Origin of the sequence: Bacillus sp. E214, from assembly GCF_008087365.1 — a bacterium.
In the GTDB taxonomy this organism is placed as follows: Bacteria; Bacillota; Bacilli; order Bacillales; family Pradoshiaceae; genus Pradoshia.
Window position 1 is genome coordinate 161,408 of sequence record NZ_VENN01000005.1, and the last position, 21,969, is coordinate 183,376.

21 protein-coding genes are annotated in these 21,969 nt (G+C 38.1%); 7 read left to right on the forward strand and 14 right to left on the reverse strand.

Annotated features, from left to right (window positions below):
* The first annotated feature begins 69 nt into the window (after nucleotides 1–69).
* Nucleotides 70–621 carry a DUF3267 domain-containing protein gene (locus FHY47_RS16000; RefSeq protein WP_066108256.1) on the forward strand — a complete coding sequence of 184 codons (552 nt, stop codon included), beginning with the start codon at nucleotides 70–72 and terminating at the stop codon, nucleotides 619–621.
* Between the two features lie 207 nt (nucleotides 622–828).
* On the opposite strand, the gene pdaA is transcribed toward FHY47_RS16000, so the two are convergent.
* The 4 genes from pdaA to cax form a co-directional block, all read right to left on the reverse strand.
* On the reverse strand, nucleotides 829–1,611 hold the full coding sequence (gene pdaA / locus FHY47_RS16005) for a delta-lactam-biosynthetic de-N-acetylase (RefSeq protein ID WP_148631125.1): 783 nt from the start codon (nucleotides 1,609–1,611) through the stop codon (nucleotides 829–831).
* 182 nt (nucleotides 1,612–1,793) lie between these two features.
* Nucleotides 1,794–2,000, reverse strand: coding sequence for an SE1561 family protein (locus FHY47_RS16010; protein WP_066108258.1), 207 nt, complete (start codon nucleotides 1,998–2,000; stop codon nucleotides 1,794–1,796).
* Nucleotides 2,001–2,135: 135 nt separating this feature from the next.
* Complete coding sequence (locus tag FHY47_RS16015; RefSeq protein ID WP_066108261.1) at nucleotides 2,136–2,957, reverse strand: YfkD famly protein; 822 nt, start codon at nucleotides 2,955–2,957, stop codon at nucleotides 2,136–2,138.
* A 543-nt stretch (nucleotides 2,958–3,500) separates the two neighbouring features.
* Nucleotides 3,501–4,565: a calcium/proton exchanger gene (cax, locus tag FHY47_RS16020; RefSeq protein ID WP_066108268.1), complete on the reverse strand. Its 1,065-nt coding sequence runs from the start codon at nucleotides 4,563–4,565 to the stop codon at nucleotides 3,501–3,503.
* 136 nt (nucleotides 4,566–4,701) lie between these two features.
* On the opposite strand from cax, the gene FHY47_RS16025 reads away from it, so the two are divergent.
* Together FHY47_RS16025 and FHY47_RS16030 are read left to right on the forward strand one after the other, a co-directional pair.
* On the forward strand, nucleotides 4,702–5,880 hold the full coding sequence (locus FHY47_RS16025) for an MFS transporter (RefSeq protein WP_066108271.1): 1,179 nt from the start codon (nucleotides 4,702–4,704) through the stop codon (nucleotides 5,878–5,880).
* Nucleotides 5,881–6,236: 356 nt separating this feature from the next.
* Nucleotides 6,237–8,171: a heavy metal translocating P-type ATPase gene (locus tag FHY47_RS16030; RefSeq protein ID WP_066108274.1), complete on the forward strand. Its 1,935-nt coding sequence runs from the start codon at nucleotides 6,237–6,239 to the stop codon at nucleotides 8,169–8,171.
* Nucleotides 8,172–8,361: 190 nt separating this feature from the next.
* On the opposite strand, the gene FHY47_RS16035 is transcribed toward FHY47_RS16030, so the two are convergent.
* Nucleotides 8,362–9,201 carry a YihY/virulence factor BrkB family protein gene (locus FHY47_RS16035; RefSeq protein WP_066108277.1) on the reverse strand — a complete coding sequence of 280 codons (840 nt, stop codon included), beginning with the start codon at nucleotides 9,199–9,201 and terminating at the stop codon, nucleotides 8,362–8,364.
* A gap of 32 nt (nucleotides 9,202–9,233) precedes the next feature.
* Nucleotides 9,234–9,653, reverse strand: coding sequence for a YtxH domain-containing protein (locus tag FHY47_RS16040; RefSeq protein WP_140462155.1), 420 nt, complete (start codon nucleotides 9,651–9,653; stop codon nucleotides 9,234–9,236).
* Between the two features lie 201 nt (nucleotides 9,654–9,854).
* On the opposite strand from FHY47_RS16040, the gene FHY47_RS16045 reads away from it, so the two are divergent.
* Both FHY47_RS16045 and FHY47_RS16050 read left to right on the forward strand, forming a co-directional pair.
* Nucleotides 9,855–11,210 (forward strand): alanine/glycine:cation symporter family protein, encoded by a 1,356-nt coding sequence (locus FHY47_RS16045; RefSeq protein WP_066108579.1) that lies wholly within the window; start codon nucleotides 9,855–9,857, stop codon nucleotides 11,208–11,210.
* Between the two features lie 53 nt (nucleotides 11,211–11,263).
* On the forward strand, nucleotides 11,264–11,497 hold the full coding sequence (locus FHY47_RS16050; protein ID WP_066108582.1) for a DUF1128 domain-containing protein: 234 nt from the start codon (nucleotides 11,264–11,266) through the stop codon (nucleotides 11,495–11,497).
* 46 nt (nucleotides 11,498–11,543) lie between these two features.
* Here FHY47_RS16050 and FHY47_RS16055 read toward each other — a convergent pair whose 3' ends face one another.
* From FHY47_RS16055 to motA, 3 genes are all read right to left on the reverse strand, one after another.
* Nucleotides 11,544–12,062, reverse strand: coding sequence for a type 1 glutamine amidotransferase domain-containing protein (locus FHY47_RS16055; RefSeq protein WP_066108283.1), 519 nt, complete (start codon nucleotides 12,060–12,062; stop codon nucleotides 11,544–11,546).
* Nucleotides 12,063–12,333: 271 nt separating this feature from the next.
* On the reverse strand, nucleotides 12,334–13,101 hold the full coding sequence (gene motB / locus FHY47_RS16060; protein ID WP_066108285.1) for a flagellar motor protein MotB: 768 nt from the start codon (nucleotides 13,099–13,101) through the stop codon (nucleotides 12,334–12,336).
* A complete protein-coding gene (motA, locus tag FHY47_RS16065) occupies nucleotides 13,070–13,885 on the reverse strand; it encodes a flagellar motor stator protein MotA (RefSeq protein ID WP_148631105.1) in 816 nt (271 codons plus the stop codon). The genes motB and motA overlap by 32 nt, the downstream gene beginning before the upstream one ends.
* Before the next feature lie 427 nt (nucleotides 13,886–14,312).
* Here motA and FHY47_RS16070 point away from each other — a divergent pair, with 427 nt between their 5' ends.
* Entirely contained in the window at nucleotides 14,313–14,771 is a 459-nt protein-coding gene (locus tag FHY47_RS16070; protein WP_066108289.1) for a C40 family peptidase, read from the forward strand.
* A gap of 187 nt (nucleotides 14,772–14,958) precedes the next feature.
* Here the strand turns inward: FHY47_RS16070 and FHY47_RS16075 are convergent, their stop codons facing one another.
* The 5 genes from FHY47_RS16075 to FHY47_RS16090 form a co-directional block, all read right to left on the reverse strand.
* Nucleotides 14,959–15,204 carry a DUF2164 domain-containing protein gene (locus tag FHY47_RS16075; protein ID WP_066108292.1) on the reverse strand — a complete coding sequence of 82 codons (246 nt, stop codon included), beginning with the start codon at nucleotides 15,202–15,204 and terminating at the stop codon, nucleotides 14,959–14,961.
* 151 nt (nucleotides 15,205–15,355) lie between these two features.
* Nucleotides 15,356–16,105 carry a pyruvate formate-lyase-activating protein gene (gene pflA, locus FHY47_RS16080; protein ID WP_066108295.1) on the reverse strand — a complete coding sequence of 250 codons (750 nt, stop codon included), beginning with the start codon at nucleotides 16,103–16,105 and terminating at the stop codon, nucleotides 15,356–15,358.
* A gap of 99 nt (nucleotides 16,106–16,204) precedes the next feature.
* A complete protein-coding gene (pflB, locus tag FHY47_RS16085; protein WP_139892733.1) occupies nucleotides 16,205–18,463 on the reverse strand; it encodes a formate C-acetyltransferase in 2,259 nt (752 codons plus the stop codon).
* A 332-nt stretch (nucleotides 18,464–18,795) separates the two neighbouring features.
* Nucleotides 18,796–18,954 (reverse strand): hypothetical protein, encoded by a 159-nt coding sequence (locus FHY47_RS19030; protein WP_175354311.1) that lies wholly within the window; start codon nucleotides 18,952–18,954, stop codon nucleotides 18,796–18,798.
* Nucleotides 18,955–19,045: 91 nt separating this feature from the next.
* Nucleotides 19,046–20,686, reverse strand: coding sequence for a M20/M25/M40 family metallo-hydrolase (locus FHY47_RS16090; protein ID WP_066108300.1), 1,641 nt, complete (start codon nucleotides 20,684–20,686; stop codon nucleotides 19,046–19,048).
* A 148-nt stretch (nucleotides 20,687–20,834) separates the two neighbouring features.
* On the opposite strand from FHY47_RS16090, the gene menC reads away from it, so the two are divergent.
* Complete coding sequence (gene menC / locus FHY47_RS16095; RefSeq protein WP_373925503.1) at nucleotides 20,835–21,959, forward strand: o-succinylbenzoate synthase; 1,125 nt, start codon at nucleotides 20,835–20,837, stop codon at nucleotides 21,957–21,959.
* Nucleotides 21,960–21,969 lie beyond the last annotated feature (10 nt).

The following is a 21,969-nucleotide window of genomic DNA, read 5'->3' on the forward strand; positions in this document are numbered from 1 at the left end:
CTTAAAAATCACCAAATATATCCTTCTTATATGATAAACTGATAGTAATCTATAACTGGAGGTTTTCCGATGCTGGCTGATTCCTTGAAATCATATCAAATAATAGATGAAACTCGTGAAATGGAAGATTTAAATAAACCAATTTTGATCAGTACTTTCACTCTTATGGTCGGATTGCTTATCCCCTATTGGTTCATTTGGAAAATCGGTGAGATTGACCTATTCTTTTTAATTGAACTGGCTGTTGGATACATCCTCCTAATTTTCATGCATGAAGTACTGCATCTAGTAGGCTACATATTTTTCGGGAAAGCCAAAATAAGTGAGGTTAAACTGGGTGTTTTATGGAAGTATCTTACTCCTTATGCCCATTGCAAAATACCAATCAGGATCAAAGCTTATCGGATCAGTGTTTTATTACCGATTGTCCTCGGAATCGTGCCATTAATTTATGCATTTTTAAACGGAAATGATTATTGGTTTTTTATTGGATTGTTTATGACTATCGGATCATTAGGGGACCTTATCATTCTTTGGATATTGCGCAAGTATTCAGTAGATGTCCTTGTTCAGGACCACTCCAGTAAAATTGGCTGTATTGTTTACACTCCTCAATCTTAAATGTTTTTCGATTCCATACTGTCAATGAAAATGAAAGTGAAAGGCTCCCAAATCGATTGACAGGAATCCAACCATCAAAAAGGGAACCCCACACAGGAATGCCCTTATCTTACCATTTTCTCAAGATAAATATGATGCCCGTTGTTTTTTCAATATTAATACTAAAAACCGCTTATTATTTGTAAGCGGTTTTTTTGTTTAGGCACATTATATCTTTATGTCTATTTTCTGTTTTTGTGGTGTCTTCTGTGGTTTTTCACAATTCATATCATCCAAGCTTTTAAAGGTATACCCTCTCTTTTTTAAATCTGTAATCACCTGGCCAAGTGCTTCTGCATTGTCCTTAGACACAGAATGTAAGAGCAAAATGGCACCGGGATGAATTTGAGCCATAATTTGATCATAGGAATGCTTCCACCCCTGCTGACGATTCACATCCCAATCAAGAAAAGCAACCGACCATAAAATATGTTTATAGCCCAGATCATTTGCCACCTGTAAAGTTCGTTCACTAAATATTCCTCGTGGCGGTCTGATATAGGACATATCCTTTTGCCCTGTTAATTCCTCTGTCTTCTTCTTAACCCGTTCCAGTTCATCAGCTATTTTATCATCCGATACCTGTGTGAAATTGGGATGGCTCCATGAATGATTGCCAACTATATGCCCTTCCTTCACCATTCTTTTCACTAACGGTTCAGCTGTATTCAAATAATGACCTGTAACAAAAAAGGTAGCCGGAACTTTATGTTCTTTCAGTACATCCAGTACCTTCTCCGTATATCCATTTTCATAGCCATTATCAAACGTTAAGTAAATCTCTTTCTTTGTCGTGTTTACTTTATAAACAGCACCGTATTTTTCAACGATTGCATTATATTTAGGCCCTGCATCAGCAGGCTGTTCATTCTTTCCCTTATTAAAGCCCCAACCATACTGTACGTTTGAAATCGCCTCAGCAACGCCCAGGAATAATGTCCCCGAAAGCATGATGGCAGATAATCCGGTGATAAGCCATTTTTTCACTATTTTCCCTCCTGAATATACTTTTGATAAAGATAGTTTTAATCAGAGTAAGGGAATTTATGCAGCACAGCGAATGATTGCATTAACGATATAATATAAAAAAGACAAATCCGCTTATAACGGATTTGCCATATAATCTTATTCATTTATACCTCTTTATTAGGTTCTGTTTCCGGTCGATTTTGAAAGCTTTGAAACTTCTCCTCAATTGAATCCACGATTTCAATTAGGCGGTCAATATCTTCAATATCCGCTGTTTCAGGCTCAATCCGGTCTAAAACCTCCATAAATAACTCAAGTCGGTCTTTTAAGTATTTTACTTGTTCATCTTTATTATAAATCGGTGTTGTCAAACTAATCCGGCTCCTTTCATCATAAATATTATCCTAAACGATAGTAGCCTATTTCGCAACTGACCATTTTCTATTTTACCCAAAAGCAAGAAGCTTCAACCAAAACCGGCTGAAGCTTGCAGACTTAAACGGCAATCAATATGGTCGGTTGACCGCTCTGAACTGGAATGAAACATGATCTTGAATAGGAATCCAGGCTCCAATCCCTTGTGAGGTTACATTCCTTACTACAATCTCACGTTTGCTTCCTTTCAATACTAAATAGACCTCACCATATGTGACTTTACCCTTCTCGTTTATTGCCGGCGCATACCCATAGAGGTAGCCAAGTCTCATTGGCGGTATATTGTATACTCTGTCTTTTTTTGTACCGCTACCTATGATGGTCTCAAATGCCAGTGGCAGTTTAGATTTTTCTGATGCTCTCGCCAGCATCATTTTTTGAATATCCTGACTGGAAGGTACTTTTGCTGTCAATCCTCCGCGCACCACTTTTTGTGTCTCTTGGACATAATGAATTTGGAAATTCGTATCCCCGCCACGGTTATCATAAAAATTCGTATTGATTTTTTGATACTCCCAGTTTGGAGAGGTTTCCATCGATTCATAATTTAAAGCCCACTTACCTAAGTAAACAGTGGCTCTATACCAAAAGGCAACCGGATTGGTTCCGATATTGGTTTCATTAAGCATGTGAACTAATTCAGGATTTTCTATTTTAACGTTGCTGGACTTAAGCAATTGTTTGGATAACTCACTTGGCTCAAGCATTGGCGTGTCCTGACTGGAATTGGGATATGTGTTTTCTTTATTGATCGATAAAACGGACTCCGGAATTTTATACTTAGCTTCCTCAACCGTAGGGTCTGCTCCTTCTTTTGGGGCAGCCCAGTTATGCTGGGTTGGAATAATAACGAGCATGGCTATAACGATCATGATAAAAAAATTTCTTCTCATGCTTGAAGCTCCTTTCTTACATACAAAAAAGAATGATTGTTCCGTTATTTTCCCTCTTAAGCAAAAAAACTATTCAAAAATCAGGATTGTTTTATTACACCTTGCAGTTACTAGAATTAACAGATTGTTAAGCTATATTAACTGTTTATTTAGCACATTACAAACCAGTATTTTTTGTCACAGTTTTGTAAAATTCAGAATATTTACAAAACTACAGGAAGGTGCTATACTAAAACCACCATATCGTAAAGGAGGCGAAATCAACAGCCGGAATAACTGCAGGGAGGAATGCTTATCGAAACCATCCTCACACGGAAAACTTAATGTAGATTTCGTCACAAATCAGGACAATAAAGATAAAGGATGTGACCTATAGGGCTAACTAACATGACTGTTTAAAACAGAAATATCTACCTTTGAAAAGATACATTTATTTTTGGAAGGATTAGAATTTAGTTAGACATGACTTATGATGAAGCAAATTGGAAAAACATAAAAAAGACTCTGAATCCATAGTAGATCAGAGTCTTTTTTAATTTATTATTATAACAGAAAGAAACCTATCCCCATCACTAAATAAGCAGCAAGTAAGGTGAGTCCTTCAAACCAGTTTGTTTCCCCATCGTTCGTTATTACAATCATTAAAAAGACAGATAGCACCATCGCCACAAGTTCAGGCAATGTAAAGACAAGTGGCATTTGCGTTTCAAATAATAAAGATACCAGAACAAGTACCGGTGCTACAAACATGGCCACCTGTAAAGTAGAACCAACAGCAATTTCAACAGCAATGTCCATTTTATTTTTGTAAGCGAAAATAATGGCAGATGCATGCTCAGCTGCATTTCCGACAATTGCTACAATGATAACCCCGATAAATAATTCAGACCAGCCCAATTGATTCCCTACGTCTTCGAATGTATGTACCAAATTCTCAGATACATAGGCTACTGCCACTGTTGCCAAAGCTAGGACCATAATCGACCATTTTTTGCTCCACTCTGCTTCTTCAGTTTCTTCCTCTGCAAAAGACAAGTCTTCCTTACGTTGATAGACACCGCGATGGGTGACCAATTTAAAGAATAAAGCAGCCAAATATAAACAGATCAGGATAATGGATATGCCTGTACTCATGACCATTTGGTTACTTCTTTCCATCTCTCCGGCAAATACTTCAGGAATGATAAATGCAACTAATACACCGAATGTTAATAGCCCTGCATTGTGCCTGGCATCAAATACATTAAATTTTTGTCTTTTATACTTAATTCCACCCAAGAAAAATGAAGCCCCACTAACTAATAATAAGTTACCGATGACACTTCCTGTTAAAGAAGCCAATACAATTCCCACTAGTCCCGCTTTAAGAGAAAAAATGGAGATGATCAGCTCAACAGCATTTCCAAATGTTGCATTTAGCAATCCTCCAATCCTCGGTCCGGATATGATTGCTAAGCTTTCTGTCGCCCTTCCCATAAAACTTGCCAGAGCAATAATCGTTAAACAATAAACAGCAAACATGAGCAGACTTGGCCAATGTAAAATGGAGCCGGCTATGGATACCGGTAGGCCAATCATTAGCATTGCAGAAAATATTTTTTGTCCCATCCCTTGAATTCCTTCTTTCTAATCTAAAATATATTCATTTATTCCCGAATTACCTTTAGATTAGTCTTCAAAATCTCCTTGCTAAAGTTTGTGAACAACTCTAATATTGATTCAGATAGATATAGGAGAGATAATTATGAACTATCAAAAAATTAGATTTTCTGCACTTATTATTCTAGTTGCTGTGTCAGGTTTCTCACAGGGAATGCTGTTACCCTTAATTGCCATTATTTTTGAACAGGATGGAGTAAGCTCCGGTCTAAACGGATTAAATGCTACAGGACTATATCTGGGAATACTATTAATCTCACCTTTCATGGAAATTCCTCTGCGAAAATTTGGTTATAAACCCCTGATTTTTTTCGGCGGACTGTCGGTGATTATTGCGTTTCTGTTATTTCCGATCCTAGATTCTTTCTGGTTTTGGTTCATTCTCCGTATGATTATCGGAATTGGAGATCATACCTTACATTTCACAACCCAAACCTGGATAACCGCTTTTACGCCAGTAAACAAGAGAGGCAGAAATATATCCATTTATGGCTTATCCTTCGGCATAGGTTTCGCAGTTGGGCCATTACTGACTAATTTAATTGAAGTTAATCGGGCATTACCCTTTATCGTTGCATCAGCAATCAGTCTTATTGCTTGGTTGACCGTCTTTTTATTAAAAAATGAATTTCCAGATGAAGATTTGGAAACAACCAATGTTTTCGGTACCTTACATCGTTTCAAAAAAGTTGCCAAGTATGCATGGGTTGCGTTCTTGCCTCCTTTTGGTTATGGATTTTTGGAAGCATCCCTAAATGGAAATTTCCCTATCTATGCTTTACGAATTAATATGGATGTTCAACAAGTCTCCATCATCTTGCCTGCTTTTGCAGCAGGCAGCATTATTACCCAGATCCCATTAGGAATTTTAAGTGATTCCTTAGGGAGGAAACGCGTTCTTCAATATGTTCTTTTTAGCGGTTTTGCCATCTTTTTAACAGCTGCCTTAATTGAACAAACCGTTACAGGTTTATTTATCTGTTTCTTTATTGCAGGTATGCTTGTCGGCTCCACCTTCTCTTTAGGAATCAGTTATATGACCGATCTATTGCCTACACAACTGCTTCCTGCCGGCAATATTATTTGTGGAATAGTCTTTAGCCTTGGAAGCATCTCTGGGCCATTTTTTGGCGGCTTGGCCATTCAATATCTGCCTAATGGGAATTTCCTTCTTGTAATCAGTGTTATCCTGTTACTGATTTTCATCGCTCTTAGCAGATTTAAAAGAAATCCAATTAATGACCAGATTCAAACCTCTGTGTAAGCAGAGGTTTTTTCATTCGACTTTATTACTGTAATTGTTGCTGTATTTATTCATCCACTCAATTTTATCTCATATTCACCTTCACGCATCTTCAGTTAAAATTTCCCCTATCCACAAATAAGCAAGGTAGAAAATTGCTATTTTTTCTTTTCCAAATAAATTCACTTAACTTCTTTAGCGACTCATGTTATACTAATATGTAGATAATAATTATTATAAATAAGAAAGAAAAATGTTGCTGTCACAGTATTTGTGGCAGCATCCGCTATTTTATAAGCCTAATGATTTTGAACATCATTCTCAATTAGAAAAGAAAAACAACGAGATCTATTCTCAATTACAAGGAGGTTATTCACATGGAAACAGCACTGAATAAATCAAGCTTGAAAAATTCACCTAGCCAATATAATAGATGGAAAGAATTCACCTCTAAACTTACGTCCAATTGGGAGCTCTTGGCTGCCGGTTTAAGCGGAATTCTGATTTTATGCGGCTGGCTATTATCAACAAAGGATTTGAATGCCTCATCTGCCTTCGTCTATATACTGGCATATGTAATTGGGGGTTATGCCAAGGCTAAAGAAGGCATCACTCAGACGATTGAAGAGAGAAAACTGAACGTAGAGCTTTTGATGATTCTGGCAGCGATTGGGTCAGCCATTATCGGATATTGGACTGAGGGAGCAATCCTGATTTTTATTTTCTCTTTGAGCGGTGCACTTGAAACGTATACGATGAATAAAAGTCACAAAGAAATTTCTTCATTAATGGATTTGCAGCCTGAACAGGCTTTGAGAATAGTCGATAACACTGAAGAAATAGTACCGGTTTCTTCCCTGCAAGTTGGAGATTTGATTTTAATTAAGCCTGGGGAACGCATCCCCTCAGATGGAGAAATCTTATTTGGAGAGACTGCTGTTGATGAAGCTGCAATTACCGGAGAATCGATTCCCGTCAGCAAATATATTCAAGACGAGGTATTTGCAGGGACGGTTAATGGACATGGAACCATAAAAGTTAAGGTTACAAAACCTAACAGTGAAACTTTATTCCAAAAAATTATCACACTTGTTCAAAATGCGCAAAGTGAAAAATCTCCTTCTCAATTATTTATTGAAAGATTTGAGGATACGTATGTAAAAGTTGTTCTTGTTGTCGTTGGAATTATGTTGTTTCTCCCACATTTTGTTCTGGGTTGGTCCTGGACAGAGACCTTCTACCGGGCAATGGTTTTGTTAGTGGTAGCTTCTCCATGTGCATTAGTTGCTTCTATCATGCCGGCTACTTTATCCGCGATTTCGAATGGCGCTAAAAGTGGGATTTTATTCAAAGGCGGTATCCATCTAGAAAACCTAGGCAATGTAAAGGCCATTGCTTTCGATAAAACAGGGACACTAACTCAGGGGAAACCCGTTGTGACGGATATTTTAATCCGCGATGACATCGATCAAAAAGAATTTTTATTAAGTGTAGCTTCCATTGAACAGAATTCGAATCATCCGCTGGGACAATCCATTGTTAAGCATGTTGAACAGCTTTATTCACAGACCATGCCGCGCGTAGAATCTGAAGAAATATCCGGATTTGGTGTTCAAGGACATGCAAATGGGCACTATTGGAAGATTGGGAAGAAGGATTTTGTAGGCGAAGAAGCCGCCATGTCATTTAAAAATGGAGCGGCACTTGAATTAATGTCTGAAGGGAAAACATTGTCCTATGTAAAAGATGAGAAAGGTATTGCAGGAATAATTGCATTAAAAGATATCATTCGTAAAGAGACTGCCGATGCTCTCGAAGCATTGAAGGAACTGGATGTATATACATGCATGCTGACTGGAGATAACGAGCACACTGCCAAGGTAATCGCCAAAGAAAGCCATTTATCTGGGTTTGTTGCTGGATGTTTACCTGAACAAAAGGTAGAAGAAGTTAAAAAACTTAGAGAGAAATATACTACCGTTGCCATGGTTGGGGATGGCATTAATGATGCGCCTGCGTTAGCTACTGCTTCTGTCGGAATTGCCATGGGTGAAGGATCTGATGTGGCTCTTGATACAGCTGATATTGTTCTCATGAAAAACGACTTACCAAAAATAGCAGAAGCCATTCAATTATCCAAACGAATGAACCGAATCATTCGCCAAAATGTTATCTTTTCAATTTCCGTCATTATGATTTTAGTTGTATCAAACTTTTTTCAGGCTCTCGACCTACCATTCGGTGTAATCGGCCATGAAGGCAGCACCATATTAGTCATCCTAAACAGTCTCCGTTTATTAAAATCTAAATAGAATACAAATAGAGGCTATCCTGTAAGTCTGTTAATGACTTTCCGGACGGCCTCTATTTTCTTTATTCATGGGAAGTTAATCTGAAACACATCAAATCTTCCTAAAACTACGGTGGCTGTTCATTTAATAATCAATCACCGTTCGTCCGCACATTAGTTCTGAACCATTATAATTTGAATCCACGCTCTACTTATTTAATCGTCCAGTGCCTCTTATTTCTGGACAATACTGCATTAATTTCTCCGCCTACAATAATGACAAGACCTGATATATATAACCAAAGCATTAAAACAATCAAGCCTCCGAGACTGCCATATGTGGAAGAATAGTTACCAAATGTACTCACGTAAACTGAAAATGCCCACGATGATAGCGCCCATCCGACACTCGCGAAGATTGCCCCTGGTAAAACGTCTCTACATTTCATTTTAAGGTTGGGCCCAATCCAATACAAAATTAAAAATACAAAGGTAATGACAGCAATAGAAATCACCCAGCGCAGTAAATCATAAACAAAGGAAGGCTCGTATCCTAGGAAATCAAATACAATATTGAGAATATATTTCCCAAACACTGGCAATAGCAAAGAAACCACTACAACCAGGATTAATCCAATGGTTAAAATCAAAGCTAATCCTCTTGTTTTAATAAATGATCTGGTTTCCTCAACATCATATGCATGATTAAGAGCCTTTATAATGGCATTGGTCCCGTTGGATGCTGACCACATCGTTGCCAAGATACCAAAAGATAACAAGCCGCCGTTTTGGTTAGCCATGACATCCTTTAAACTCGATTCTAATAAATTTGCCGATTCTGCAGGAGCATACGTATGCAAAAGCTCCATCAAATCCGCTTGGGAAACCTGCAAAAAAGGCAATAACGTGATAACAAATATTAAGAGCGGAAAAATTGAAAGTAAGAAGTAATAGGCTAATTGCGCTGCCAAGCCTGTTACTTCATCACCTTGAATTTTATCGTATAAATGTTTAAATACGCTTTTATTTACATACTTCTTCCTACCTTCCATTCCAGTACCACCTCTATTCAGCTTGTTTGACTTTATTTGCGCGTAGAAGTGGTACTTATATCATCAGATACAGAGGAAGTATTACTGTTCTCTGTCGTAGAAGCCGAACCATCAGAAGATTTTTTGTCTACCAGTACTTCTTTTGTTTCCTTAATAACCCCTGCTACTTGCGGTGGCATTTCTTTCATTTCATCTACCTTTTCAGATATAAAAGATACATCCTGACCAATTTGATCTATGTTTGTACGAATTTTACCAGACATCTCCTTCACATTTTCCACTATAGAATTCGGATCTTTAGCCATCGATTTAACATTCGTTATCATTTTTTGGCCACCTGTCATTACTGTTTTGCGAGTGTTCTTATCCAATAGGCTGATTGCAAAACCTGCTGCTGCTCCACCTAAAATTCCTAACCATAGCTTATTGCTCTTTTGACTGCTTCTACTCATTATTTATCCCTCCCGAATTAATTTTACTTGCTTATTCTTATATTTATTGATTTACCTATAATAGCGGAATTCTAAACATAAAATGTCAATTAAGTATTTTTTATCTTGACGCAAAATTGTTTCAAGAATATTCTTAATATTAACAACATACAGATAGGGTGAATTTACTTGATTGACTTTTTGAATAAGTTTTCAAAAGATTTGACTGTACTTTTAGAAACAATAAGTAATTTTCTTTGGGGGCCACCCCTCTTAATTTTAATTGTTGGTACAGGTATTTATTTAACATTTCGAATTGGATTTTTACAAATTAAATTATTGCCTTATTCATTAAAATTGGCCTTCACTAAAAGCCAGGATAAAAAATCGGACGGAGATATTTCCCATTTCCAGGCTTTAATGACTGCTCTTGCAGCAACAGTCGGAACTGGGAATATTGTTGGAGTGGCTACAGCAGTCGTCAGCGGTGGACCAGGGGCCGTCTTCTGGATGTGGGTTGCTGCCTTTTTTGGTATGGCGACGAAATACGGAGAAGCAGTACTTGCGGTTAAATACAGAATCGTAAATGCTAATGGTGAAATGTCAGGTGGACCTATGTATTATTTAGAAAAAGGGCTGAGAATGAAATGGCTTGGCGTCGCCTTTGCGATTTTCGGTGCGATTGCAGCTTTTGGAATCGGTAATATGGTCCAAGCTAATTCAGTAGCCAACACGATTCATGATACTTTCTCCATCCCAACCTGGGTAACCGGGATTGTCCTGACTATTTTTGCCGCTCTTGTGTTAGTCGGAGGCATTAAAAGCATCGGTAAAGTCACCTCCTATTTTGTACCGGTTATGGCCGCCTTTTATTTAATTTGTGGAATCTTAATTCTTATCTTAAATGCTGAACTCGTTCCAAATGCAATTAAACTGATTTTCACAGATGCCTTCACTGGACAGGCAGTAGCTGGCGGTGCAATCGGAACAGTAATCCGTTGGGGTGTGGCTAGAGGTGTCTTTTCGAATGAAGCTGGTTTAGGATCAGCTCCGATTGCGGCAGCAGCGGCTAAAACGGATTTTCCTGCCCGACAAGCACTTGTATCAATGACGCAAGTATTTATTGATACAATTATTATTTGCTCAATAACAGGAATTTCACTTGTAATGGCAGACCAATATCATAGTGGGTTAGAAGGAGCAGAACTGACATCCGTCTCCTTTGATTTATTATTAGGTCCTGTTGGTTCCTACATCGTTTCAATCGGGTTAATTTTCTTTGCTGCCTCCACAATTATTGGTTGGGCTTATTATGGTGAGAAATGCTATTCCTACTTATTTGGAGATAGGACCGTAATTAGCTATCGAATCGTTTTTGTTTTAGCTGTTTTTATTGGCTGCGTAAGCTCCCTTGATCTTGTTTGGAGCTTTGCTGATATTATGAATGCTTTAATGGCAATCCCTAACTTGATTGGCCTCCTCGGCCTTTCAGCTGTGATTATAGCTGAAACAAAAATCATTATCAGAATTATTAATAGTGAAAAACAAAATAAGCAGAGAAAGACATTTGAAACTTGAATTTGACAGATAGCGAATTCCATGGAATGATATTTCTATCTAGTGCGGAAGGGATGAATGAAGTGGCAGATTTATCGGTTAAATCCACTGAGAATATTAAAATTATGATTAATGGCATCCAAGAAAAATTACAAATGATCAACAGTTCAGCTATGCGTGCAGACAGCTTTAATGATAGCTCCTATGAGGATTTACTGGAGATATATGAAATGGTCATGTCCAAGGACCGCTTCAGCCCTAGTGAAATGCAAGCAATTGTCGAAGAGATTGGCAAATTGAGAAAGTAAATAGGCAATAAAAGCTCCTCTGTTCATTGAACAGAGGAGCTTCATTTTATTTGGACAGCAATGCAAGGGATTCTCTGTTGAAAGCTGGGATATCATCAGGCTGTCTGCTTGTTACTAATTGTTCTCCACATACAAATACCTCTTCATCATGATAAGTGGCACCTGCATTCTCGAGATCAACTTTAATTGATTTATAACCTGTTGAATCTCTTCCTTCCAGCGCTTTTGCAGTAATCAACAATTGCGGACCATGGCAAATTGCGAATACTGGTTTCTTTGCGTCCATGAATTCCTTGGCAAAAGAAACAAAACGATCGTCTCCTCTTAAAATGTCAGGAGAGAATCCACCCGGAATAAATAAAGCATCAAACTCATTCGCTTTTACCTCATCAATGCCCTTTTGAATTTCCACCGTTTCTTTTCCTTGCTTACCTTCAACATTTTGTCCACTTTCAAAGCCGATGGTTACTACTTCATGACCAGCTTCCTTATAAGCCTTAGCAGGGTCTGTATATTCTACATCTTCAAACATATCCGTTATGACACATGCAATTCTTTTACTCATACTATCAATCTCCTTTTTTGAAAAATAATAGTTACAGTTTCATCTTTCCCTCGGCAAAATTTTCATAAACATTCTCTTTTATCTAATCAAGGAATATAAAAACAGTGTGAATGATATTCACACTGCCTAAGTCATTCGCTTAGAGATTTCCACATTTCCCTAATAAACTTCACCGTTTTACAATGTCTTCAAAATCTTTGAACTAATCCTCATCCTACCTAACAATCAGATACCCCCTCTAAATTCATTAACCAACCTAATGGATAATCCACTACTCACCAATTAATGTTTTACGGGGCATGATGAGGATTTCTACGCGTCTATTTTTCTCCCGCCCACTGTCAGTGGTATTAGGCGATACTGGTTTAAATTCTCCAAAGCCTTTTGCACTAAACCATTCCGGTTTTAATTTTTTATTATCTTGAAGAAGCTTCATAAAGTTAACAGCTCTCATAACGCTTAATTCCCAATTTGACTCAAACTCTGCATTACGAATCGGAACATTATCCGTATGTCCGCTAATGATAATATTTCTGGGAGGTTCCATTACAAGCAGTTCAGATATTTCCTTGGCAATTATTTCATCTCTCTCTCTGACCATTGCGATCCCCGAATCAAACAATACATTATCACGAATGGTTAACAGCAACCCTTCCTCTGTCAGAGATGTCTCTAAATTGGATTTTAAATGACTGTCATTAATATAAGTATCTATTTTTTCTTGGACTACCTTTAATTCTTCCAATTCAGGGCTGGCTTCCTCTGTTCCTTCTTCTTCTTCCCCATCAAATTTCTCTGGGTCTGTTTCTGCCATCATCCCTTCAGGCATCGGGCTCGGATGCTCAAAAACACCTGTTCCTCCATCTAATGCTTTATTAAAGGCTCGTGATAGTTCAGAGAACTTTTGGGCATCTACAGAACTCATAGCAAATAAGACAATAAATAACGCTAATAATAAGGTTAATAAGTCACTATATGGGAGCAGCCAGGATTCGGACATATGCTCCTCATGCTGAGATTTCTTTTTTCGCCTGGACATTGTTTCTCATCTCGCCTTCCAACCACTTCTTCCTTTCCGCAGCAGGTAAATAAGAAGATAGTTTTTGCTCTATTGTCCTTGGTGCTTCACCTTCTAATATAGATAGAATACCTTCTACCATCATCTCTTTAATACGTACTTCCTGTTTAGATTTTCTCTTTAATTTATTCGCAAACGGGTGCCACAATAAATATCCCGTAAAGATTCCCATCAATGTAGCAACAAATGCTGCACTTATGGCATGGCCCAGTATCTCTGTATCACTCATATTGCCCAAGGCTGCAATTAATCCTACTACTGCACCTAATACCCCGAGGGTCGGAGCATAGGTACCAGCCTGTGTGAAAATCTGAGCCCCAACAGCATGCCTTTCCTCCATGGCATCTATTTCTTCTGAAAGGATGTCGCGAATATAATCTGCACTTTGTCCTTCAACCGCCAAATTCAAGCCGTTCCTTAAAAACGGATCTTCAACTGATTCTGAAATTTTTTCTAGCGCCAGCAAACCTTCTTTACGAGCTGTTTGTGCCCAATCGCAAAATGTATGAATTAATTCTTCCGTTGAGACCATTGCTTTTTCTGAAAAAATGATGACAAATAGCTTAGGAAGCTTAATCAATTCATTAACTGGAAAAGCAACTAATATAGCTGCAGCCGTTCCTAAGAAAATGATTAATATAGCAGCTGGATTGACGAGAACTGTGATATCAACACCTTTAAGCACCATTCCAACACCTACTGAAACGATGGCCAACATAATCCCTATGATTGAAGACTTGTCCATATAATTCACCCGTTTTCTACTATTCTTTTATCTCTTCTAGTATCGACATTTCAATAAATTCCTTAACACTAATAAGCTTTTAAAAAGATATGAGAATCAATTTTAGGTAAAAAGACATAAAAAAAAGTGATGAAAACATCACTTTTTTTAATCGATTAAGAGTTGAATCAACAATTACAGATACCTTGCAATAGCAATTCTGAGGAGAATGACTTAACTTTATCCCCTCTATCATTTAATCTTCCATGAATATAATATGGGGTTTTTTAACAAATATGTCGAAGTAACCAAATTTCTGTAATATTTTTGTAAATTAAATTCAATAATGCTGTAACCATAGAAACTAGTATTTTAGTTATAGTAAAAAAGTAGAGAAAAAGGCGGTAAGATTTAACAATGCTGCCAAAAAAACATTTCGGGGGTCACTATGAAAAAAATAATTATTGCTCTTGCTATTTTTCTGTCATCCACGCTTGTGCCATTTGGACCATTTGAATCTAAAGCCTCAGCCGCTATTTCGACAAGTAAAGCTAACAAAGTTGTTTCAACCGGGAAAAAATATGTAGGAACGCCTTATCGATACGGCGGAACAACACCTAAAGGATTTGACTGTTCTGGTTTTGTGGGGTATACCTACAAAAAAGCGGCAGGAAAGAAACTTCCAAGGACCTCAACCAGTATGTATAAACAGGGGAAAAAGATCGCTAAATCTAAGTTAAAAAAAGGTGATTTAGTTTTCTTTAATACTTCTGGAAAAGGAGTTTCCCATGTAGCAATCTATATTGGCAGCAACAAAGTCATTCACTCTGTATCTAAAGGTGTAAAAATAGATTCATTAAGCTCTTCATATTGGAAGAAGCGTTATGTAGGTGCTAAAAGAATATAAACTCTATTTTCCAGGCGGACATCCTTCGCCTTTTTATTTTGCCTTTTTTTTACCCACTTGTAAAAAGTGTAGACCTTTTCATCGAGTATAGCTTGCATACTGTCTTAACCAGTCAGCATCTCACTTGATGGTATTTCACTATAGACTCTGATCTCTCCTTTTCTTTTCAGGAAGGTTTTTAAAGCATCTATTTTTTTATTGGTCGCATTAATGCGTATAAGTCTTCTTCCAAGCGTGCAGCATATGCTTCAGCATGTTTCCCTGCATCCTTCACTCCAGCATTGTAAAAATGAGGTCCTAACGTTTCTGTGAAAAACTCCAAAATATTCTCAGCAGCCAGTTCTCCAATCTCTTCATCACGCTCTTTTTGAAAATATTGTTGAATTTGACCAATTATCCATCTTTTATCTTCTGCTTTCCAATTGATTAGCAATTGTACCCCTCCTTTGAAATTTACTTTATCTTTCATTTATAACAAAAAAATAGTAGGATATAAACCTTCATGTGGTTTATCCTACTATTTTTTAAGCGCAACACCTATTGTTTGTGCCTTTAATTATTTAATTTAGTCTTCGCTCTACTTTTCAAGCTGGCTTTTTCATATACTTGGTTAGCATTTTGTAGGCATGCTCTACTTGTTCATCACTAGGAGATTGGATTCCCGCCAGTGGATATTTGTAGCCAAGTGTTTCCCATTTATAAACACCTAATTGATGATATGGTAAGATTTCTACCTTTTCAATATTATTAAGTGTACCTAAGAATTGACCCATTCTTTCCAAGTATTCATCCTGGTCATTAACCGTTGGAACTAGTACGTGTCTAATCCAAACCGGTTGTCCTTTGTCAGAAAGATAACGGGCACAATCCAAAATATGTTCATTCGGTTTACCAGTTAGCTTAATATGGCGTTTACTATCTATATGTTTAATATCCAGTAGGATTAAGTCTGTATATTCAAGCAGTTCATCGAATTGCTCTAAAAATTCTGGTGATCTCGAAAAACAGCCAGCTGAGGAATCAATGGTCGTGTGAATTCCTCTTTCCTTACATAATTTAAACAGTTCTATAATAAAAGGAATTTGCAATAGCGGTTCTCCGCCGCTGACGGTAACTCCCCCGCCTGATGCATCCATGAATGGTTTATATAATTCAATATCTTTAACGATTTCTTCAGGACTCATTTGCTTGCCTGTTCCAATTGACCACGTATCGGCATTATGGCAATATTGGCAGCGCAACAAACAACCTTGCGTAAAGACAATGTAGCGGATCCCCGGGCCATCTACTGTGCCGCATGTTTCAACGGAATGTATATTTCCATATGTTGTCATGAGATCCCATCCTTTCTTTTCTAAAAATATCCAATTGGAAGTTAAAAGTTAGTCTCCCTGCTAATACAGGGAGACCTCCTAGTAACAAGTACTTCTATATTACATAGTTTCGTGGAACGTACGATTGATAACGTCAATTTGTTGCTCACGAGTCAACTTGATGAAGTTAACAGCGTATCCAGATACACGGATTGTTAATTGTGGATACTCTTCTGGATGTTCCATAGCAGCTAGCAATGTGTCACGATTGAATACGTTGATATTCAAGTGGTGACCTTCCTTGGAAGCATAACCATCCAAGATTGCAGCAAGGTTCGCTTCACGTTGCTCTTCTTCACGTCCAAGTGCTTTTGGCACCATAGAGAATGTGTTAGAAATACCGTCTAAAGAGCAATCGTATGGAAGCTTAGATACAGAAGATAGAGAAGCTAGAGCACCTTTTGTATCACGTCCGTGCATTGGGTTCGCACCTGGTGCGAATGGTTCGCCAGCGCGACGTCCATCTGGAGTGTTACCAGTTTTCTTACCATATACTACGTTAGAAGTAATTGTAAGAATGGATTGTGTGTGCACAGAGCTACGGTATGTTTTATGCTTTTTCAATTTAGTCATAAAGTTACGAACAAGCTCAACAGCCATGCTATCTACGCGATCATCATTGTTTCCGTATTTAGGGAAATCACCGATGATTTCAAAGTCAACTGCTACACCATTTTCATCACGGATTGGTTTAACTTGTGCATATTTAATCGCACTTAATGCGTCGGCTACTACAGACAATCCAGCAATTCCCGCTGCCATTGTGCGAAGGATTTCAACATCATGTAATGCCATTTCAATACGCTCATAGCTATACTTGTCGTGCATGTAGTGGATTACATTCAATGTATTGATGTATAGCTCTGCAAGCCATTCCATTGTGCTATCGAAGTTAGCCATAACTTCATCATAATCTAACACGTCAGAAGTAATTGCTTTGAAGTTCGGTCCAACTTGAATTTTAAGTTTTTCATCCACCCCACCGTTGATTGCATAAAGCAATGCTTTTGCAAGGTTTGCACGTGCTCCGAAGAATTGCATTTGTTTACCGATACGCATTGCGGATACACAGCAAGCAATACCGTAGTCATCGCCGTATTCTCTGATCATGATGTCATCGTTTTCGTACTGAATCGCACTTGTTTGGATAGACATTTTTGCACAGAAACGTTTGAACCCTTCTGGGAACTTCGTAGACCATAATACAGTCAAGTTTGGTTCTGGAGCTGGTCCAAGGTTTGTTAATGTATGCAAGAAACGGAAAGAGTTTTTCGTTACAAGTGTTCTTCCGTCTAATGCCATACCACCGATTGATTCTGTTACCCAAGTAGGGTCTCCACTGAACAATTGGTTGTAATCAGGTGTACGAGCAAATTTTACAAGACGAAGCTTCATAACAAAGTGATCGATGATCTCTTGTGCTTCTTGTTCAGTTAATGTGCCTTCACGAAGGTCACGTTCGATATAAATATCAAGGAAGGAAGATGTACGTCCTAGTGACATCGCTGCACCGTTTTGTTCTTTAATTGCAGCAAGGTAAGCAAAGTATAACCATTGTACTGCTTCTTTTGCATTTGTAGCTGGTTTAGAGATATCATAACCATAAATCTCAGCTAATTGTTTTAATTCACCTAAAGCACGGATTTGCTCGCTTAATTCTTCACGTTGACGAATAACTTCTTCGGACATTGTTCTTAATCCGTAGTTTTTCAAATCTTTCTTACGTTCAGCGATCAAGAAGTCTACACCGTATAATGCTACACGACGGTAGTCACCGATGATGCGTCCGCGTCCGTATGCATCTGGAAGACCAGTGATGATACCAGCCTTACGAGCAAGCTTCATTTCATCCGTATAAGCATCGAATACACCTTGGTTATGTGTTTTGCGGTAATCAGTGAAGATTTTTTGCACTTCTTCATCTACTGTGAATCCGTAAGATTCAGCTGCAGCTACCGCCATACGGATACCACCGAATGGTTGAAGAGAACGTTTGAATGGTTTATCTGTTTGGAAACCAACAATTGTTTCAAGTTCTTTATTTAAATATCCAGGACCATGTGATGTAATAGTAGAAACAATTTTAGAATCAAGATCAAGGACGCCGCCTGCTTCACGTTCTTGTTTAGTAAGTTCCATTACTTGCTTCCATAATTCTTTTGTAGCTTCTGTTGGGCCTTCTAAGAATTCATCGTTTCCTGTGTATGGAGTGATGTTTTTCATAATGAAGTCACGTGTGTTAACTTCATTCTGCCAATCTCCGCCAGCAAAGCCTCTCCATGCATCTTTTTTAGTTACATTATCCATAACCATTGCCATTTTATTTTACCTCCTAATATTACGTTCAGGAATATTATTTCAAATTTCTAGATGTTCAGCTTTTTTAAATTATATAACAGCTTTCTATACTCTTATAATACACATTATATGTGAAAAAGTGAACATGTAAATTATGACAATCTGGTGAAATCAAAAACAACGTTGTTAAATCAATCTTTTCTTTCTATTTTCGAATAATTCTAATATCAGGAACCCTTGACAGTAAATAAAACTGTTATAGTAAAATCCACTCTGAAAGCTAAACTGTACTATAAAAGGCATCTGTTCTTAAATACAGATGCCTTTATAGATACCATTATATAACAATTCTGTCATTTATGCACGTCTGATCTATTTTTAAAGGCTTCCTTCGTCACAATATATTGTTCGTGGTTTGTATGTTGTTCCTGATTTCCACCCGTTTCAGCATGGTGAGGAAAATTCCCAGGATGACTTTTACGTTTATGATTAAAACCTTTACCTCTCGCCATAATCCTACCTCCTTCCCTTATTATCATTTTCTACAGAAAGGCGAGAATTATGGCAGGTAAGTTGAGGCAATATAGTACAAAAAGAACATCATTATTGGCAGCCATAGACCACTTGTTTAAGCAATTTGGGAACAACCTCAGTGGAAAATGGAATATGCAGCCTTTCTGTACGTTTGTGTGCGTCCTTACCATATGGACCGATATTTACGGCTGGTATATCCAATTCCCCAATAATAGAAAGCGGAAGATTATACCCCTTCCCGTATAGAGGCATTTCATTTTCTAACACCGGCATCACTAAATCACGATCACGTAAACGGCAATAGCTTACATCGGAAAGCCCTGGAAAATAAGACATGATCTTTATTTCTTCATTAAATTTCTCTTTAGCGATCCTAACGCAGTGCTCTACTATACCTTTTGCTTTCTGATCCCTTTCATCATCTTCCAAATAAACGTGTGGATAATAAGGTGGAGCGAGCATGATCATATAAAAAGGGGCCTCTGATTTGAAAAACGCTGCCACTACATCTGCAATTTCAGCTGTTAATTTGGCCATATTCATGCCTGCGTCCTGTTCGAGCAATGCAATCTTTGCGTTTATTTCTTTCATAAACATATGGCCATATTCTCTACAGCCTTTATCAAATAACTCTTGATAAGTATATACACTGGGCTTAAGGTTAGGTTTTCTTGAACCATGTCTTCCATACCCAAGTAAATCATAAATATTTGATAACCGTCCTTCTATATACCTGCTGCTTTCTTCGCCAATATCTTTCAGCTTGTTTATGACTTCTTCCGGATTTTGCTTTAGCGTAAGGATATTAGCTAGTACATATGCTGCAGTTGGCGTTTGGACATTATATGCTTCTTTTAGATCCATTAATTTTAAGATCGTAGGCAGAGGGTTCTGTTCCCCGCGTTCTTGTTCTAAAAAGGCTAAGGATAACTCCAGTCTTTCCGCTATCACACCTGCCATCCAGGCGGCATTCATGCCCTCAAGCGGTTCGCCCACATGTGTTTCAGTTCCTACACAAAAAATTAAGGGCAATAACTTACCCACAGATCCTGTATAAAAATATTTTGTACGGTCTCCTGGATATGCACCAAAACTCGGCTCCGAGCAAATGGCCACTTCCAAATCCAGTTGATATTGGTCCTTGAGTCCCTTAATCAACTCAACTCCCGCAAACATTCCGGCCGAATATCTCTCTTCATCCGGTGTAGCTAAAAATAATAGGTTATGTTTCAAATTGCCATGTTCGGCAGCTTCTGATAGTAAAGCCATCTGAATAGCAAGTCCGGCTTTCATATCCATAATTCCTCTTCCAAAGATCCACTCTCCAGACTTCAAATCCTGCTCGGCATCAACTGAAAGGTTTTCCTCTGCCATTGCACTTGTACATTCCAATGGTGAAAAAGCGAGCGGTGCAAGGCGTCCGTAATCTTCAACCCCAACTACATCATAATGGCTTAAAAGTATAATTGTTTTTTTACTCGTTTTACTACCTTGATAAAACGCAGCAACTGCTTTTCGATTTAATAGATCTCCTGTAATTTCTTTTCTGTATATTTGATCGGGGTAATTTTGAAAATAAGGCATTTCCTTAAGGATCGCAGAAATTTCGTCCTCCATACGCAGCTCACCTCTTGTTCCCGTTACACTTGGCACTTTTACAAGGCGGTATAATAACTCCAAAATCCCTTCCTTTGTATTCCAATGACCCATACCTTATCCCCCCACTTTTTCTATCTTTTTCTAAAATTATAGCAGTATTTGGTCGAATATTCAGTTAAATATTAATAGTATAGCTCTCTATTTTGCCGTTGCTAATTAGATATGTTACGGTATTCTTACAATTAAAGGAGCGGTTACAATGGATATTTCTATCAATATTAAAGAGATTACTCTCCACTATATTTCAATGGAACTAAAGAATTCCTTTACTACTAGCTTTGGAAGCTTGAAGGATAGAGAAATGATTATTATTGAAATGGTTGATTGCGACGGTATGGTTGGGTGGGGTGAATGTGTTGCCTTCCGAGAACCTTGGTATACGGAGGAAACACTCCAAACTGCTGCACATATTATGAAAGATTTTTTAATCCCCAAACTCATCCAGCAGCCAATCTATCATCCGGATGAACTTCAGCATCTTTTTTCTCCCGTTCGCAAAAATCCAATGGCTAAATCGGCTCTCGAAGGCGCAATTTGGGATTTATATGCGAAGAAAAATAATAAATCCTTATCGAGAGCTTTAGGTGGAACTAAAAATGAGATTGAAACAGGAGTTAGTATTGGACTGCAGACCTCAGATGAACATTTATTTCGCCTGATTGATCATAGCCTTGAGCAGGGATATAAGAGAATTAAGCTTAAAATCAAACCCGGTCAGGACATCTCTCTTATTCGGACAGTTCGTAGGAGATACCCACACTTACCCATTATGGCTGATGCAAATTCAGCCTATTGTTTAGCAGATATGGACCTCCTAAAAGCGCTGGATGAATTTGATTTAATGATGATTGAACAGCCGCTTCGTTTTGACGATTTTTATGAGCATGCCATTCTTCAGCAACATATCACAACACCGGTATGCCTGGATGAAAGCATTCAATCATTCGAGAACGCCAAACAAGCAATTGCTCTGGGTAGCTGCAAAGTGATTAATTTGAAAATTGGACGAGTCGGCGGTTTATCAGAAGCCATTAAAATTCTTCATCTTTGTGAAGCCAATAATATTTCCGTTTGGTGCGGCGGTATGCTTGAATCTGGAATTAGCCGAGCCCATACGATTGCACTGGCTTCCATGCCACAGGTTAATCTGCCTGGTGACATTTCGAGCTCCAGCCATTATTGGGAGCAAGATATCACGTCCCCTAGCGTGATTGTCGAGAACGGTGTCATTCAAGTTCCTGAACAAGCCGGAATGGGTTTTGAAGTTAATCGAAAATGGCTAGCCCATTACTCAACTCACAAAGAGTCCTTCACTTCCAAATAATGTGTATTCT